This is a genomic window from Pseudoxanthomonas sp. 3HH-4, from assembly GCF_006716465.1.
In the GTDB taxonomy this organism is placed as follows: Bacteria; Pseudomonadota; Gammaproteobacteria; order Xanthomonadales; family Xanthomonadaceae; genus Pseudoxanthomonas_A.
The window spans coordinates 399072-415736 of the sequence record NZ_VFPB01000004.1 but is presented as its reverse complement, the minus strand read 5'-3'; the positions used below and the strand labels follow the sequence as shown (position 1 = coordinate 415736).

At 65.9% G+C, this 16665-nt stretch carries 18 protein-coding genes and 1 other RNA gene; 5 read left to right on the top strand and 14 right to left on the bottom strand.

The annotated features are described in order from the left end of the window. Positions 1-49: 49 nt before the first annotated feature. The 10 genes from FB548_RS14105 to hrcA all read right to left on the bottom strand — a co-directional run bounded on the left by FB548_RS14105 (position 50) and on the right by hrcA (position 11008). Positions 50-670, bottom strand: a complete 621-nt coding sequence (locus FB548_RS14105; RefSeq protein WP_142125408.1) for a hypothetical protein — start codon at positions 668-670, stop codon at positions 50-52. Beyond that, complete coding sequence (gene carA / locus FB548_RS14100) at positions 670-1794, bottom strand: glutamine-hydrolyzing carbamoyl-phosphate synthase small subunit (protein ID WP_142125407.1); 1125 nt, start codon at positions 1792-1794, stop codon at positions 670-672. Before carA ends, FB548_RS14105 begins: the two co-directional genes overlap by 1 nt. A gap of 226 nt (positions 1795-2020) precedes the next feature. Beyond that, positions 2021-2740: a 4-hydroxy-tetrahydrodipicolinate reductase gene (gene dapB, locus FB548_RS14095; RefSeq protein ID WP_142125406.1), complete on the bottom strand. Its 720-nt coding sequence runs from the start codon at positions 2738-2740 to the stop codon at positions 2021-2023. 51 nt (positions 2741-2791) lie between these two features. Then, positions 2792-4066 carry an EAL domain-containing protein gene (locus tag FB548_RS14090; protein WP_142125405.1) on the bottom strand — a complete coding sequence of 425 codons (1275 nt, stop codon included), beginning with the start codon at positions 4064-4066 and terminating at the stop codon, positions 2792-2794. 192 nt (positions 4067-4258) lie between these two features. Continuing rightward, on the bottom strand, positions 4259-4972 hold the full coding sequence (locus tag FB548_RS14085) for an MOSC domain-containing protein (RefSeq protein ID WP_142125404.1): 714 nt from the start codon (positions 4970-4972) through the stop codon (positions 4259-4261). Then, a complete protein-coding gene (locus tag FB548_RS14080; protein WP_142125403.1) occupies positions 4969-6075 on the bottom strand; it encodes a prephenate dehydrogenase in 1107 nt (368 codons plus the stop codon). The genes FB548_RS14085 and FB548_RS14080 overlap by 4 nt, the downstream gene beginning before the upstream one ends. A gap of 55 nt (positions 6076-6130) precedes the next feature. Further along, complete coding sequence (gene dnaJ, locus FB548_RS14075; protein WP_142125402.1) at positions 6131-7249, bottom strand: molecular chaperone DnaJ; 1119 nt, start codon at positions 7247-7249, stop codon at positions 6131-6133. Between the two features lie 127 nt (positions 7250-7376). After that, entirely contained in the window at positions 7377-9293 is a 1917-nt protein-coding gene (dnaK, locus tag FB548_RS14070; RefSeq protein WP_142125401.1) for a molecular chaperone DnaK, read from the bottom strand. Positions 9294-9397: 104 nt separating this feature from the next. Next, a complete protein-coding gene (gene grpE / locus FB548_RS14065) occupies positions 9398-9916 on the bottom strand; it encodes a nucleotide exchange factor GrpE (protein WP_142125400.1) in 519 nt (172 codons plus the stop codon). A 42-nt stretch (positions 9917-9958) separates the two neighbouring features. Further along, positions 9959-11008, bottom strand: a complete 1050-nt coding sequence (gene hrcA, locus FB548_RS14060) for a heat-inducible transcriptional repressor HrcA (protein ID WP_142125399.1) — start codon at positions 11006-11008, stop codon at positions 9959-9961. Positions 11009-11097: 89 nt separating this feature from the next. Between hrcA and recN the strand changes: the two genes are divergently transcribed. Next, the gene (gene recN / locus FB548_RS14055; protein WP_142125398.1) at positions 11098-12765 is read left to right on the top strand and encodes a DNA repair protein RecN; all 1668 of its coding nucleotides are present in this window, start codon (positions 11098-11100) and stop codon (positions 12763-12765) included. Positions 12766-12806: 41 nt separating this feature from the next. On the opposite strand, the gene fur is transcribed toward recN, so the two are convergent. Continuing rightward, on the bottom strand, positions 12807-13211 hold the full coding sequence (gene fur, locus FB548_RS14050; RefSeq protein WP_142125397.1) for a ferric iron uptake transcriptional regulator: 405 nt from the start codon (positions 13209-13211) through the stop codon (positions 12807-12809). 102 nt (positions 13212-13313) lie between these two features. On the opposite strand from fur, the gene bamE reads away from it, so the two are divergent. Next, on the top strand, positions 13314-13706 hold the full coding sequence (bamE, locus tag FB548_RS14045; protein WP_142125396.1) for an outer membrane protein assembly factor BamE: 393 nt from the start codon (positions 13314-13316) through the stop codon (positions 13704-13706). A 15-nt stretch (positions 13707-13721) separates the two neighbouring features. On the opposite strand, the gene FB548_RS14040 is transcribed toward bamE, so the two are convergent. Together FB548_RS14040 and FB548_RS14035 are read right to left on the bottom strand one after the other, a co-directional pair. Then, positions 13722-13970 carry an RnfH family protein gene (locus tag FB548_RS14040; RefSeq protein WP_142125395.1) on the bottom strand — a complete coding sequence of 83 codons (249 nt, stop codon included), beginning with the start codon at positions 13968-13970 and terminating at the stop codon, positions 13722-13724. 1 nt (position 13971) lies between these two features. Next, positions 13972-14400, bottom strand: a complete 429-nt coding sequence (locus tag FB548_RS14035; RefSeq protein ID WP_142125394.1) for a type II toxin-antitoxin system RatA family toxin — start codon at positions 14398-14400, stop codon at positions 13972-13974. Between the two features lie 41 nt (positions 14401-14441). On the opposite strand from FB548_RS14035, the gene smpB reads away from it, so the two are divergent. Continuing rightward, positions 14442-14930: an SsrA-binding protein SmpB gene (smpB, locus tag FB548_RS14030; protein WP_142125393.1), complete on the top strand. Its 489-nt coding sequence runs from the start codon at positions 14442-14444 to the stop codon at positions 14928-14930. A 232-nt stretch (positions 14931-15162) separates the two neighbouring features. Next, positions 15163-15516, top strand: a transfer-messenger RNA (tmRNA) gene (gene ssrA / locus FB548_RS14025). Between the two features lie 89 nt (positions 15517-15605). On the opposite strand, the gene FB548_RS14020 is transcribed toward ssrA, so the two are convergent. Continuing rightward, positions 15606-16016, bottom strand: coding sequence for a hypothetical protein (locus FB548_RS14020; RefSeq protein ID WP_142125392.1), 411 nt, complete (start codon positions 16014-16016; stop codon positions 15606-15608). A gap of 125 nt (positions 16017-16141) precedes the next feature. Here FB548_RS14020 and FB548_RS14015 point away from each other — a divergent pair, with 125 nt between their 5' ends. After that, positions 16142-16618: a hypothetical protein gene (locus tag FB548_RS14015; protein WP_142125391.1), complete on the top strand. Its 477-nt coding sequence runs from the start codon at positions 16142-16144 to the stop codon at positions 16616-16618. Positions 16619-16665: the final 47 nt, after the last annotated feature.

Sequence of the window (16665 nt, the reverse complement as noted above, 5' to 3'; positions counted from 1 at the left end):
CCACGCTCCACCTCTTGTCCCGGCGCGCATGGGCGCGCACGGGTGCACATCACATCAGGGCACCTGGCGACACATCGCACGCCTTCATGCCCTGGAACATCATCTTGATGGCCGCCATCTCGCCCACCGACTTGCCGTCGGCCTTGCCGCCATCGCCGGCGAGCACATCGCCGAAACCACTCAATGCGCGGAAATCGCGGTACCCGGGATCGCGCGCGATGGTGAGCAGCGCCAGCAACTGGTCCGCACTGGCCGTCCGCATCAGGTCGGCGGGATCCAGGTCGGTGTCCGTCTTCGCCGAGGCGATGCCCGCCTGCACGATGCTGCCGAACACCGGCGCCGCCGTGCGCGCCAGTTGCAGTTCTTCGGCGAACCGGCCCGGATGTGCCACTGCGTACTCGACCACTTCTGCCCGCTTCACACGGCGGAAGCCGTCGCGGGAAAGTTCGTTGCGCAGGCAGGCCAACTGCACGGGCGTGACGGCATCAGGCTTGTCCTGCACCGGCCAGGCGGGATTCTCGCCGGCCGCCTCTTCCATGATGGCGCCGACCGGCAGCATGCTGACCAGCAGGTCGGTCATCTCGTCGATCTGCTTTTCACCGGGCGTGGCCGCAGCAGCCGGTAGCGCAAGCGCCATCAGCACAGCGGTGACAGCAAGGCACACGCGCATCAGCGTGTCTCCATCGAGGCCACGAACCGGTCGAACAACGGCGATACATCATGCGGGCCCGGCGATGCCTCCGGATGCCCCTGGAACGAGAAGGCGGGTGCATCCGTCAGTTCGATGCCCTGGTTGGTGCCGTCGAACAGCGAACGATGGATCACGCGCACGTTGGCCGGCAGCGTCGCTTCATCCACCGCGAAGCCGTGGTTCTGCGAGGTGATCATCACGCGACCGCTGTCGAGATCCTGCACCGGGTGATTGGCACCGTGGTGGCCGTGGCCCATCTTCATCGTCTGTGCGCCAGCCGCCAGGGCCAGCAGCTGGTGGCCCAGGCAGATGCCGAACGTCGGAACCTTCTTCGCGATGAACTCGCGTATGGCGGTGATGGCGTAGTCGCACGGCGCGGGGTCGCCCGGGCCGTTGGACAGGAACACGCCATCCGGCTGCAGCGCGAGCACGTCGGCGGCGCTGGTCTGCGCGGGCACCACGGTCACGTCGCAACCGCGTTCGGCCAGCATGCGCAGGATGTTGTGCTTCACGCCGAAATCGTACGCCACGACCTTGAACTTCGCCGGCGCCTGCACGAAGGCGTTGCGGTCCAGGTCCAACTGGCCGTCGCGCCAGGGATACGGTTTGTCGGTGCTGACCACCTTGGCCAGGTCCATGCCTTTCAGGCCGGGGAACTTGCGCGCAGCTTCCAGCGCCATCTCTGCGTTGATGCCCTCGCCCGCCATCAGTGCGCCGTTCTGCGCACCACGCTCGCGCAGGATGCGCGTCAGCTTGCGGGTGTCGATGCCGGCGATGGCGACGATGCCGCGCGACTGCAGCCATTCCGGCAACGCCTGCTGGCTGCGCCAGCTGCTGGGGCGGCGCGGCACGTCGCGCACGATGAGGCCGGCGCACCAGACCCTGGCGGCTTCGTCGTCCTGGTCGGTGCAGCCTGTATTGCCGATATGGGGATAGGTCAGGGTGACCAGTTGGCGGGCGTAGGACGGGTCGGTCAGGATTTCCTGATAACCGGTCATCGCGGTGTTGAACACCACTTCGCCGACCGAAAGGCCGTCGGCGCCTACGGAGTCGCCCTCGAATACGCTGCCGTCTTCGAGTACGAGAATTGCGGGTCGTGTCACGGGGTTCGCCTTGGGGTGGAGGAACCCTGCCCCACCGACTTGCGGCTGCAAGAAACCGCGAACGCGGCATTTATCCGGTCCGTGGCGATGGGTAACAGGCGAGCGGGAATTGTACGGGGATGGCCTGTTCAGCGCCACCGTTTTTTTGCCTGTCCGACGGACAGCACCCGCCCGCGGCGAGGCGTGTTCATATTCCGGCGTCCGTATCAGGACGTCCGGCCAGCCTTCAATCCAGCAGATCCCGCACGTGATAGGCGCCCGGCGGGCGTCCCGACAGCACGCGCGCGACGTGCAGGGCGCCACGTGCGAAGACGTCGCGATGCGTGGCACGGTGCGTCAGCTCGATACGCTCGCCGAGCCCGGCGAACTGCACGGTATGTTCACCGACAATGTCGCCGGCCCGCAGACTGGCGTAGTGCACCTGCGCACCCGCACTGCCGGCGGCCTGTCCCAGCGTCAATGCGGTGCCGGACGGGGCATCCTTCTTGTGGACATGGTGGGACTCCACGATGTCCACGTCCCACCCCGGCAACGCCGCCGCCACGCGTTCGACCATGTCGGCCAGCACCGCCACTCCCAGGCTGAAATTCGTCGCCCACACCAGCGGAATGCGCCCACTGGCCGCGGCCAATGCCTCCTGCTGCACGGGGGATATGCCGGTGGTGCCGGAGACCAGTGCCCGGCCACGGTCGGCACACAGCGCCAGCACCGGGTCGAACCCTTCGGGCAGGCTGAAGTCGATCACCACGTCAAAGTCGGGCACGCCCGCCAGTTCGCTGGCCGCAAAGTGCGGCACGCCGTCGACCACCCGCTGCGTGGGTGCGCGCCGTGTCACGGCCGCCACGGTCTGGTACAGCGCTGGCTGCTCGGCCGCCAGTCGAAGCAAGGCCTGCCCCATCCGGCCGGAGGCACCATGGATCAGGAGACGTATCGGGGAAGTGTCCATGCAGGCATGGTAGCGGGCGCGTGATGCCAACGCGAACCGGCAGTGTCCGGATCAGGGAGCCTGCGGATAGCCCAGGTGGAATCCCTGTGCGAATGGCACCCCCAGCTCCTTCAGCGTCTGCAGTTGCCGCTCGTTCTCGACGCCTTCCGCGATCAGTTCCGCCTGCGTGCCCTGCGCGAATGTCAGGAGCGCCGCCACGAGCGACTGCACGCGCGGACGCTGGTCGATTTCACGCACCAGCGTGATGTCGAGCTTGATGATGTCCGGCGCCAACCTCAGCACGTGGCGCAAGCTGGCGAAACCTGCCCCGGTATCGTCCACGGCGATGCGGACGCCGGCCCGCTGCAGCGAGGACAGGCACTGGCCAAGGCGCGCGTAATCTTCCACGGCGGTGTGTTCGGTGATTTCCAACACCAGCCGTTCCGGGGCGTGGCCGGCGAGCAGGTCCTGGAAGCGTGCGTTGCAGGCGGTTTCGGGCGATACGTTGACGGCGAGGAAGGCGTCATCGGGAAGGGACGGCAAACGCGCCAGGGCGACCGCTGCGGCGGCCAGCTCCAGTTCCACGCTCAAGCCGCTCCTCGCCGCATCCTCGAACCAGCGGCCTGTCGACAGGTCGTACTCCAGCGGAAACCGCGCAAGCGCCTCGTAGCCCACCACCACGCCGTCGGCGAGCCTGACGATCGGCTGCAGGGCTGCCGTGAGCTGCGCCCCGTCCAGCACCTGCAGCAAGCGCTCCCGGGCGTCCTGCGCATGACGCCGCTCGCGTTCGCCCTGACCCATGCGGGCATCCAGCGCTGCGCGCATCTGCGCATGTTCGATGGCCTTGTACATGCTCGCGGCCACGAGGGTACTCAAATGCTCGAGCGTCCTGCAGTCCGTGTCCGCATAGGCGGTGGGCGTGGTCGCCAGGACCTTCAGCACACCCACCACCTGTCCGCGGAAGCTCAGGGGCGCTACCAGCATCGATCGCAACCCCACGCTGCGGCAAGCCTCACGATTGACGCGCGGATCCACTTCGCTGTCATCGCATTTCAACACCCGTTGCTCTTCGATGCAGCGCCCGGACAAGCTGCCGGACACCGGCAGGCTGAAGCCGACCTGCCCTTGCGCGATCCCGCTGGCCGACCAATAGCGCATCACGTCGCCATCACGGATTTCCAGCACCGCGCCGGCTGAGCGCGTGAGTTCCTGCGCACGATGGGTGATCGCGTCCACGACCCCCTGCGGTTCGGGGCCTGCGGCAGCGATCTCGCTTTGCGCCGCGACGATGCGCTTCAGCAAGGCGATATCGTCGGCGGCCGACGAAGCCGCTTCGCCGTCTCGCATGTCAGGCCGCACTGACGACAACGACGTCAATCTGTTATCCCGGCTCATCTCCCCACACTCCCTGCGGATGATGAAAGCGATGCCATGCATGCCGGCACCGGACACATGCGATGCTAGTGGGACGACATCACCCTGTCGAGTAAACGCATGTATCTGGCAGGTGGCCGCTCGCATGAAACGCCGTGCGGTGCTTCATGCGTGCGAAGAAGCGCCCGTCAATCGTTTGCCCCAATCCTCGATGGCGCCCTGCGCAAGGCGGCGTTCGAACAGCGTCCGCCATGACGGCACCAGTGGCAGTAACAACACATCGCGCAGCAGGGCGGGCTCTGGCGATCGCCGGTACAGCAGCTCGATCAGGCGCGCGAGTGGCCACGTCGGATGTGGCCGAGCCTCCAGCGTCATGCGGTCACCTGCCTGCACTTCTCCCTCTTCGAGCACGCGGTAGTACCAGCCGGTCCGCCCCGACTCCTGCACGCGACGGGCCATGTCGGACACGGCGAAACGGTCCGACAGTTTCCAGCACGGCTGTCGGGACTGGGACACTTCAACCAGCGCCGTCCCCAGCCGGAAGCGGTCGCCAAGACAGATCGCGTCCTCGGTCATGCCATGCGTACTGATGTTTTCGCCGAATGCACCGGGAGCATCGAGCAGTGGATGCGCCCCGATATCGTCGCGCCATCGGGCGTAGTGGTCCGCAGGGTAGTGATGGATGGCCTTGTCCGGCCCGCCATGCACGCGCAGGTCGCCCTGCTCGTCACCCAGGATGCCCAGCAGGGTGACCGGCTGCCTGCCCTCAAGCCGTGATTTCGCGATCGCGCTGCGACTGCCGGGACGGGTGAACTCGACAGCCTTCCCCGCGAGCACCCCATCGATGGTCAAGGCCATCACCTCCATCGTCGCGCTCATGCCAACACCTTCCCCAGGCCCGTGTCGTTGATGTCGCCCACCACGCGGGCCAGCGCCAAGGGGTCCACGTCCGCATCGAATCCGATGCGGAAATGCACCTCGCCCTCCGGCGTGCGCGATGAATGGATCGATGACAGGCTGACGGCGTGCCGCTCGAACACGTGCAGCAGGGCGCGCAGAGAGCCCGGCCTGTCTTCCGGCAGGTGCACGCTGAGTGCTTGCGCGCCGGCGAGATCGGCCAGCAGATAGCCGATGCGCTCGTAACTGTAGTTGCCCTCGGCCAAGGTCGTGTCGCCGAACGCTTCGCGGTTCTCGCGCAGGAATTCCTTGCGGAACGCCGCGCGCGCCATGTCCGTCCCCTCGCCCACCAGCGACGCCATCCGGGTGATCTGCGTGCCCAGCGCCCGCAGCGTTTCGCCGGCATAGGGATTCCCGAACTGGATGTCTTCGTAGATGGCCGGATTCAACGACAGGATGCGCGCGATGATCGCCGCATCCATCTCGAAGGATGCGGAGCGGAACGGCATCAACGCGGCCAGGTGGCCGACCCTCGCCGATTGCGCGCGCAGGACGCCCGCCTGGGCCAGATGCGAGGCATGCACCATGGCCTGCACCAGCGCCATGACCCGGTCGTGCTGTTCCGGCGTTGCCTGCACGCACTCGGCTTCCAACGTGGCCAGCAATCCGGCCAGCCACGGCCGCCAACTTTCCAGGCGCGCTTCGCAGACCACCATGACGCGGCCCTTCAGCGTGGGTGCCTTGGGTGGCGCGGTCATCGGGTGCAACCCCACGACTTCGGCTCGTGACTGCAGCATGGCGGCGACGGGGGCCGCCTTGATCGACGTGATGTCCAGCCACAGCTTTCCCGTTTCGCTGCCGTCGGCCAGTTCGATGTAACGTGCAACCAGCGTGGTGGTGTGGCGGATCGGCGCGGAGAACACCAGCACGTCAGCACGCCGCACCAGTTCCGGCTCGTCGACGGAGCCGGGATCGGCGGGATCATGGCCAATGACCTGCAGGCCCATCCGCATGCGGAAGAAGTTCTGCAGCCAGCGGCCGTATGCGCCTGCACTGCCGACGATGCCGATCAGGGGTCCGGACACGAATAGGGCTCCGCCAGGGAGCCCTATTCTAGAAGCAAGCCGGAAGTGCGGGGTGTCAGGACGTCATCCGGTCCCAGAAGCCCTTGACGCCATCCAGGAACGTGGCCGACTTCGGCGAGTGCTTGCGCGCCTCGTCGCCGCTGAAAGTGGCCTCGAATTTCTCCAGCAGTTCCCGCTGCTCGGGGGTCAGGTTGACCGGTGTTTCCACCACCACGCGGCAGTACAGATCGCCCTCGCTGCGGCTGCGCACGGACTTGACGCCCTTGCCGCGCAGACGGAACAGCTTGCCGGTCTGCGTTTCCGCGGGAATGCGGATCTCCGCCTCGCCATGCAACGTGGGAACGCGCACGGTGTCGCCCAGCGCCGCCTGCGAAATGCGGATGGGCACTTCGCAGTGCAGGTCGTCGCCATCGCGCTGGAAGATGTCGTGTTCGCGCACGCGCACTTCCACGTACAGGTCACCGGGCGGCGTGCCCGGCGGGCCGGCTTCACCCTCCCCGGCCAAGCGGATACGGTCACCGTTGTCCACGCCGGCCGGAATCTTGACCGACAGGACCTTTTCTTCTTCCACGCGCCCGGCGCCATGGCATTCCGTGCAGGGATTCCGGATGATCTGGCCGCGACCACCACAGGCCGGACACGCCTGCTGCATGGCGAAGATGCCGCGCTGCATGCGCACGTTGCCGCGCCCACCGCAGGTGCCGCAGGTCTCCACCTTGCCGTCGGCCGAACCCGAGCCCTTGCACGGCGCGCAGGCGACCAGCGAGGGAATGTCTATGCGCTTCTCGACACCAGCGACGGCTTCCTCCAGGTCCAGCTCCATCACGTAGCCGACATCCGCGCCGCGCCGTGCCGCGCGGGCACCGCCTCCGCCGAAGATGTTGCCGAAGATGTCGCCGAAAATATCGCCCATGTCGGGGCCGCCGGGACCACCGCCGCCCATGCCGTGCTCGAACGCGGCGTGTCCATGCGCATCGTAGGTACGGCGCTTGGCGCCGTCCGACAAGACCTCGTAGGCCTCCTTGCACTCCTTGAACGCAGCCTCGGCGGCCGCATCGCCCGGGTTGCGGTCCGGGTGGTGCTTCATCGCACAGCGGCGATAGGCCTTCTTCAGGTCTTCGTCACTGGCGTCGCGGGCCACGCCCAGGACTTCGTAGTAGTCGCGTTTGCTCATGGAGCCGTGATTCGTGAGGGGTTATGGGTGATTCGCAAAAGCAGCTGCCTGTTCGATGTCCTGGATCCGCGATGGAAGAAGTGGAGCTTGCGCTCCACCTTTCCGAATCACGAATCCGAATCACTCATCACGGCTTCTTGTCGTCTTTCACTTCGGTGAACTCCGCATCGACCACGTCGTCGGCGGCATTGCCCTGGCCCGCGTCGGCGGCGCCCGGCTGTTCGGATGCGGCGGCCGCATACAGCGACTGGGCGGCTTCCTCCAATGCCTTGGACTTGGCTTCGATCTGCGCCTTGTCGTCGCCCTTCATGGCGGTGTCGAGGTCGGCGATGGCGGCCTCGACGCGGCCGATCACGTCGCCCGGCACCTTGCTGCCGTGTTCGGTGATCGCGCTGCGGGTGGCGTGCAGCAGGCCGTCGGCCTGGTTGCGAGCCTGCACGAGTTCCTGGAACTTCTTGTCTTCCTCGCGATGCGCTTCGGCATCGGCGACCATGCGCGCGATCTCGTCCTCGGACAGGCCCGAGCCGGCCTTGATCTCGACCTTCTGTTCCTTGTTGGTCTTCTTGTCCTTGGCCGACACGTGCAGGATGCCGTTCGCGTCGATGTCGAACGACACTTCCACCTGCGGCATGCCGCGCGGTGCCGGTTCGATGCCGGACAGGTCGAACTTGGCCAGCGACTTGTTGAAGCGGGCCTGCTCGCGCTCGCCCTGCAGCACGTGCACCGTCACCGCGGACTGGTTGTCCTCGGCGGTGGAGAAGGTCTGCGAGGCCTTGGTCGGGATGGTGGTGTTCTTCTCGATGATCTTGGTGAACACGCCACCCAGCGTTTCGATGCCCAGCGACAGCGGAGTCACGTCGAGCAGCAGCACGTCCTTGACGTCGCCGGCCAGCACGCCGCCCTGGATCGCGGCGCCCAGCGCCACGGCTTCGTCCGGGTTGACGTCCTTGCGCGGTTCCTTGCCGAAGAACTCGGCCACCGCCTGCTGCACCTTCGGCATGCGGGTCTGGCCACCAACCAGGATCACCTCGCCGATGTCGCTGGCGCGCAGCCCGGCGTCGTTCAGCGCGATACGGCACGGCTCAATGGTCTTCTTAACCAGGTCTTCGACCAGCGCTTCCAGCTTGGCGCGGGTCAGCTTGATGTTGAGGTGCTTCGGACCGGAAGCGTCGGCCGTCACGTACGGCAGGTTCACTTCGGTCTGCTGCGAGCTGGACAGCTCGATCTTGGCGCGCTCGGCCGCGTCCTTCAGGCGCTGCAGGGCCAGCGGATCCTTGCGCAGGTCGATGCCCTGGTCCTTCTGGAATTCCTCGACGAGGTAGTCGATGACGCGCTTGTCGAAGTCTTCGCCGCCCAGGAAGGTGTCGCCGTTGGTGGCCAGCACTTCGAACTGCTTCTCGCCGTCGACGTTCGCGATCTCGATGATGGACACGTCGAAGGTGCCGCCGCCCAGGTCATAGACGACGATCTTGCGGTCGGCGCCGCCGTCACCCTTGTCCAGGCCGTAGGCCAGCGCGGCCGCGGTCGGCTCGTTGATGATGCGCTTGACGTCCAGGCCGGCGATCTTGCCGGCGTCCTTGGTGGCCTGGCGCTGGCTGTCGTTGAAGTACGCCGGCACGGTGATCACGGCTTCGGTGACGGTCTCGCCCAGGAAGGCTTCGGCCGTCTTCTTCATCTTTTCCAGGATGCGCGCGGAGATTTCCTGCGCGGACAGCTTCTTGCCGTCCGAGGTCTGCACCCAGGCGTCGCCGTTTTCATGCGGGATGATGGCGTACGGGACCAGGTCCAGGTCCTTCTTCACTTCGGCGTCGGTGAACTTGCGGCCGATCAGGCGCTTCACCGCGTAGAAGGTGTTCTTCGGGTTGGTGACCGCCTGGCGCTTGGCCGAGGCGCCCACCAGCACTTCGCCGTCCTTGGTGTAGGCGACGATGGAGGGCGTGGTGCGGTCGCCTTCCGAGTTCTCGATGACGCGGGCCTTGCCGCCGTCCATGATCGCCACGCACGAGTTGGTCGTGCCGAGGTCGATGCCGATGATCTTGCCCATGGTGGATGCTCCCTAGCAAATTCTGTCTGGATCCGGCCGTGGCCGGGTGGATGGTCTCGATATAGGGGTGCGATGGCGCCGTTCAAGCGCCCCCGCGAGTGCGTTCAGTCGTGTTTCGCCACGACGACCAGGGCCGGACGCAGCAGACGGCCGTTGAGTACATAGCCCTTCTGGAACACCTGCACCACGCTGCCGGGATCGGCGCCGGGGGCGTCCGCCTGGCTGATGGCCTGGTGGTGTTCGGGGTTGAAGGCTTCGCCGGCCGGGTCGAGCAGGGTCAAGCCGTTGTCGCCAGCCACCTTCAGCAGTTGCTTGTATGTCAGCTCAAGTCCGTCGCGCAGCGGACTGGGCTCATTGCCCGCCGCTGCGAGCCCGGCATCCAGACTGTCGAACACCGGTAGCAGATCGCCCAGCAGGCGTTCGTTGGCGAACTTGCGCGCCTGCTCGATATCGCGCGCCACGCGCTTGCGCTGGTTGTCCAGGTCGGCGCGCTCGAGCAGCGATGCCGCGCGAAGCTGGTCCACTTCGTTGCGGAGGGTTTCCAGTTCGGCGATCAGCGCACCTTCGACGTCCTGCGGCTCGTTGCCGCCGCCCAGGTCGGAATCATGTTCGTGTTGGTTCATTTCGGGTCCCATCGCGGCAAGTCCGGCCGCCCAAGCCCCAACCTATGGGGCCGGCGTTTCCGGATTCAAGGCCGCACCGAGTACATCCGCCGCCGCCTGCACCACCGGGATGACCCGGTCATACGCCATCCGGGTAGGCCCGATGACGCCCAGCACGCCCAGCACCTGCCCGCCCGCCATGTAGGGGGCGGTCACCACCGAGACGCCGTCGTGCGGCGCCAGGCCCGTGTCCTCGCCGATGAAGATGCGTACGCCCGGCGCCCGGATCGTGCGTTCCAGCAATTGCAGGATCTCGCGCTTGCGGGCGAAGGCCTCGAACAGGTCCCGCAGCCGTTCCAGGTCGGACAGTTCCTGCACCCCCATCAAGCGGGTCTGCCCTGCCAGCACCACATCGTCGTTGGGTGGCGTCAGGGCCTGCTCCGCGAGTTCGATGGATTCGGCCAGCAGCCCTTCCATTTCGGTCTGCGCCCTGCGCAGGTCGTGCAGCAGGTTCGCGCGGATCTCGGACAAGGGCCGGCCGGCGAACTGGGTGTTCAGGTAATTGGCGATGCGCTCCAGTTCCGGGCGCTCATAGGCACGCCGTGTTTCGATCACCCGGTTCTGCACGTCGTTGTCGGCGAACACCAGGATGGCCATCACCCGCTGGCCATCCAGCGGGACGAAGTCGATGTAGCGGAAGGCGAACTGCTCGCGCCGCGGCACGCTGACCACGCCGACGAAATGGGTCATGGCCGACAGCAGCTCGGAGGCGTTGCCCAGCAGCGCCTGGGTCCCGGCGCCGGCCGGGAGTTCCGAACGCAGCCGGGCCACTTCGCCGTCCCCCAGCGACTTCACCTGCACCAGGCTGTCCACGAACACGCGGTAGCCCTGCGCCGTCGGAATGCGCCCGGCGGAGGTATGCGGCGAACTGAGCAGCCCGACCTCCTCGAGTTCCGAGAGGATGTTGCGGATCGTCGCCGAACTGACTTCCAGCCCGGCGTGCCGGGCCAGCGTCTGCGACCCCACCGGCTCGCCGTCGCGGATATAGCGCGAGATCAGCGTACGCAGCAGCTGGCGGGCGCGCGGATCCAGCGGGGGGGACGGCGAATTCATGTCCGTTAGATAGCGTTGCGCCCGCAGCATTGCAAGTCGAGCGCCCCAGCGTCTCAGAACCTGAGCCGGCACCGCTTACAATCCGCCGCATGCTCAGACACCTCGCCATCAAGGATTTCGCCGTCGTCCGCGCCGCCGAGCTGGAGTTCGGCGATGGCATGACCGTCATTTCGGGTGAAACCGGCGCCGGCAAATCGCTGCTGGTGGACGCCCTAGGATTCCTGTCGGGCCTGCGGGCCGACAGCGGCGTGGTCCGGCATGGCGCCGAACGCGCGGAGCTCTCCGCCGAGTTCTCTGCCAGAGCGGGCTCGCCGGCACAGGCATGGCTGGCGGACAACGAACTGGATGACGACGGCCAATGCCAGTTGCGCCGGGTGATCCGTGCCGATGGCGGCTCGCGCGCCTGGATCAATGGCCGCAGCGTGACGCTGTCGCAGCTTTCCGACCTCGCGGCCCGCCTGGTGGAAATCCACGGCCAGCACGAACACCAGGCCCTGCTCGCCCGCCAGAGCCAGTTGGACCTGCTGGATGCCTTCGCCCGCAATGGCGACCAGCGCAGCGCGGTGCGCGGCGCGGCGCAACAGTGGAGCGCCCTCCTGCGCGAGCGCGAACAATTGTCCGGCCAGGGCGATGTCTCGGACCGGATCAATTATCTGGAGCACCAGCTGGCAGAGCTGCAGCGCGAGGACCTGTCGCCGACGGCGCTGGAGGCATTGGTGGCCAGCCATCGCCGCCAGGCCCACGCCACCGGCCTGATCCAGGCCTGTAACGCGGCGCTGGACCAGTTGGCCGGCGAGGACGCTCCGTCGCTGACCCGCCACCTGCAGCAGACGCGCGCCGACCTCGCCCGCCAGGCCGAACACGAGCCGCGGCTGCGCGACGTGGATGCACTGCTGGATGGCGCGGCGATCCAGATCGAGGAAGCCCTGTCCTTGCTCGGCCAGGTGCGGGACGACCTCGATGGCGAACCCCTGCAGTTCGATGCGCTGGAGCGCAAGCTCGCCCGCGTGCATGACCTGGCGCGCAAGCACCGCGTGCCGCTGGACGGCCTGCAGGAGCAGCATGACCGGCTGGCGGCCGAGCTGGAATCACTGCGCGGCGCCGGCGAACGTCTGCTCCAGCTCACCGGCGACATCGATGCCGCGCGGGCACATTGGCGCGACGCTGCTTCGGCACTGACCCGCACGCGCCAGCATGCGGCGAAGACCCTCGGCGCCACCACGACCACGTTGATCGCCGAGCTGGGGATGGGCGGTGGCCGTTTCGAGATCGCACTGGAGGCCCAGGAGGGAGAGCGTCCGGACCCGACAGGCGCAGAACGCGTTGAATTCCTTGTATCCGCCAACGCTGGCCAGCCGCCGCGCCCACTGCGCAAGGTCGCTTCAGGCGGCGAACTCGCACGCATCTCGCTGGCGATCGAAGTAGCCGCGCTCGGCCTGGATGCCGTTCCCACCATGATCTTCGACGAAGTGGATACCGGCATCGGCGGCGCAGTCGCCGAGATCGTCGGCCAGAAACTGCGCGCACTCGGCGCCCAGCGACAGGTGCTGTGCGTCACCCACCTGCCCCAGGTCGCCGCGCAAGGCCATGCGCACTATCGCGTCAGCAAGGCGCCGGTGGAGGGCATGACCCAGAGCGCGGTCGAGAAGCTGGGTGCGAAGCAGCGCGAGGAAGAGCTGGCCAGGATGCTGGGCGGCGTGGAAGTCAGCAAGGAAGCCCACGCCGCTGCGAAGCGGCTGCTCGCCAACGCGGTCTGATCCACCCTTGTTCGCTCCCACAGTCCGGGATTACAGGGCTATCAGCGCTTCTTGCGCACGTACAGCACCAGCGAGTGCTCTTCCAGCTCGTAGCCGTGCTTGGCGGCGATCTCGCGCTGCAGTTTTTCGATTTCGGTGCTTTCGAACTCGATGATCTTGCCGGTGTCCACGTCCACCATGTGGTCGTGGTGGCCGCCGCGGTCCAGTTCGTAAACGGCCTGGCCGCCCTCGAAGTTGTGCTTCAGTACCAGGCCTGCCGCCTCGAACTGGGTCAGCACGCGATACACCGTCGCCAGCCCGATCTCGTCACCGTGATCCAGCAACTGGCGATAGATGTCTTCCGCGCTCAGGTGATGCTGGGAGTTCTTCTGCTCCAGCAACTCCAGGATGCGCATGCGCGGGTGGGTGACCTTGAGGCCGACTTTGCGAAGGTCCTGCGATTCCATGGCGTCTCCGTTCACTCTCGGTTTAGCGCCAGCTGCCTGAAGCTCGGTTGCGGCGGTGCGCGGGAGTGTATCATCGGCCCGGTTTCCTACCGTACCTGCCCCATGCGCAAATTCCTGCTGGTCGCCGTCCTTGCTTCCGCCACTGCCGGCTGCGGCATTCTCTACAAGCAGCCGATCTACCAGGGCAACCTGCTCGAAAAGACGGCCGTTGACCAGTTGCAGGCGGGCCAGACCAAGCAGCAGGTGCAGTCACTGCTGGGCAGCCCGTCGATCGCCGATCCGTTCCATGCCGACCGCTGGGACTACACCGCCAGCAACCGCACCAATCGCCGTGGCACGACCGAGATCAAGAATCTCACCCTGGTATTCAACGGCGATGTACTTGCCAGTTGGGAAGGCGAATACTTCCCCGAAGCCGACCTCCAGCTGTCGCGCGATGTGCGCAAGTTCGGCCCCAATCTGGCCAAGGAAAAGAAGAAGGGCGGCCGCCGTTGAGGCGCGGCTGACCCGCTATCTGCGCGCCCGTCGACGGCGCGCGTCCTTCGGGTCGATCAACAGCGGCCGCAGCACTTCCACGCGGTCGTTCTCGTTCAACACGGTTCCTGTCGTCGCATTCACGCCGTGAATCGCGATCGCCGCCGATTGCACGCCGTCGAAACCGCTCGCAACCAGCGCATCAGACACGGTAGCGCCGGCTGGCAGATCCAGTTGCACCGACTCGAACCGGTGCGGCCAGGCCCGGATCACCTCGACGCGCATCTCATTCCCCGCGGTCGGCGGCGCGCACGAAGTCGTCCACCATGCGATCCGCCAGGGTCTGGAAGCCGATCGCCATCGCCGGCGCCAGCAGGCGGCTGGACGGCTCGAATTCCAGCGTCAGCGTGACCTTGCAGGCCGATTCATCCAGCACATGGAAATCCCAGCGGCCATGCAGCTTGCGGAACGGGCCATCGACCAGGTTCATGTCGATGCGGTGCGGACGGTCCAGCGTGTTCTCGGTGGTGAACCACGTGCTCAGCGAACCCAGCCCGAGGTCCAGGCGGGCCACCAGGCGGCTTTCATCCTGCTCGATGAGCCGGGCGGCGCTGCACCAGTCGAACCGGCGGGGATAGGCCGCCACGTCATTGACCAGGTCGAACATCCGTGTGGCCGAGTGTTCGACCAGTGCGCTGCGGCGGATCGTGTGCATGTGGCTCGCGTAGGGTTCCGCCTTCGGCGACAATAGGACGGATGGCAAAGAAACCGGACAAGAATAAAGCAACGGGCACGATCGCGCTGAACAAGCGCGCCCGTCACGAGTACCACCTCGAGCAACGCCACGAGGCGGGCCTCGCCCTGCAGGGGTGGGAGCTGAAGGCCATCCGCGCCGGCCGTGCCAACATCACGGAGGCCTACGCCACCATCCGCAATGGCGAGATCTTCCTGTTCGGCGCGCAGATCACCCCGCTGATCCAGGCTTCGAGCCATGTGGTCGCGGACGATCGCCGCACGCGCAAGCTGCTGCTGCACCGGAACGAGATCGACAGCCTGATCGGCAAGGTCGAACGCGACGGCTACACGCTGGTGCCCACCTCGCTGTACTGGAAAGGCAACAAGGTGAAGGCCGAACTGGCGCTGGCCAAGGGCAAGCAGACTCACGACAAGCGCGCCACCGAGAAGGACCGCGACTGGGCCCGCGAGAAGTCGCGCGTCATGCGCCGGCACAACAAGGATGCGTGATTCCATCGCGCGACGCGATGGAACCCCCAAGATTCGCCTTGCGAATCTCGGGCCCCGACGCGCGCTGCCGATCCCCCATTCGCGCTGACGCGCGAATCGCCCCCTTACCAAGGGGGCTTGGTTCGAAAACCACAGTGGCTTGGCTCCAAAGACTGAACGCCGGCACCGACGTGCCTTGTGAAGCGGGGTGCCCGCCCCTACACTGGCCCTTGTCAGGAAGTTTCTGACTCCCGGGGGTGCACTGGCTTCGACGGGGGTTGCGAAGTTGCCTGGTGCATGCCGAGGGGGCAGCTTTCCTCGTAAATCCAGCGGCAAAACTCTAGTTGCCAACGACGACAACTACGCTCTCGCCGCTTAAGGCGTAAGCCCTGAAACTGCTTGTGTCCGTGCTCGCAGCGTAAGGTCATCATCACGGAATCGCCGGGAGTGGTTGCCTGTCAGCACCCGGTTAACCTAAAACAGGCTGGTTCTGCGGTGCGCTTGGCCCACCGTGCTGCTGCAGGACGAGACTCAACGGTGGGATAAGCATGTAGTACCGGGGATGGAGTGCCTTCGGACGGCGGTTCAATTCCGCCCACCTCCACCATTCAGCGAAAAGGCCGGGCCCGAAAGGGTCCGGCCTTTTCGTTTGGTTGATCGAACACAGACGGGGTCCGTCGGTATCTCGCTACAGGATCAGCGTGTTTGCGGCGGCCTGTACTGCATCTGGCTCTGCTGCTGTGGCTGAGCCTGCTGACTAGATGGCTGGTCGAGGTACTTCACAGCTTCAGCTTCGACAACAGTGTGGCGGTCGTTGTTCGAGCGACTACTGCGCACCACCACCGCGTCAGCACCAAGCTTCATACCGGCCTCGCGCAGCTGGGGGACGGCATCGCCGACGGTCGGATCGGTCCAGCCTGGCTTGTAGCGCTTGGCGGAAACCACGCCTATGACCTCGTATGGTCGTGTCGGATAGCTGTAGAGAACCTGGACCACGCCGTTGGCTGGCGCCGTTGTCGCCACGCCAACCGCTCGGTTGTCGTAGATCTGTGTGGTGCTGCACGCCGCGAGCCCGGCCAAAGCAAGGATGATCGTGAGCTTCCGCATAAAAATCCCCCTCAAATATCCCCGTACGCAGTATGCCGTTGTGGAAGCCAGCCTTGACGCGCAACTGACGGACGGCACCAAGTGCCCCCGGCCGGTATGCTGCGCAAAACTTTTTTGGGGGTGCCATGAGCGAGTTGAGCGATAAAGAGTTCTTCGAGTTCCAGCGGGAAACTAACGCCGAGATGTTCAATCACAGCCACGGGTACATTCAGGGCCTCGTGGTGGTCGCGTACGCTGGCTTCTTCGTGCTCTGGGATCAAGCGAAGGAATTCTCGAGCCCTGGCGTGTGGGCGGTTGCCGGGCTGTTACTGACCACCTCGCTTGGGTTCTATGCAGCCTGGGAGGCTTTTGCCTTCCTCTTCAGGCAACGGCTGATGATGAGAATGGCCGAGGCGATCACAGTGTCTGAGCCCAGCCGCGAGACATACCAGATGGCCGCGCGCGAAATGCTCGTCGGGCTACAGCAGTTCGTCCGCAGATTTAGGACTTGGTGGCGCGCTGGTATGTGCTGCATCCTTGTGCCCCTCGCAGCGGCTTGGGTCTTGATCGTCGCGCTGTACTTGATTCGAGTTATCCGCCATCTGACTGCTTGGACTGCCTGACCTGATCTGCCGGTACCCTACTGCGGGTACAAATGGGGGTACCGTCC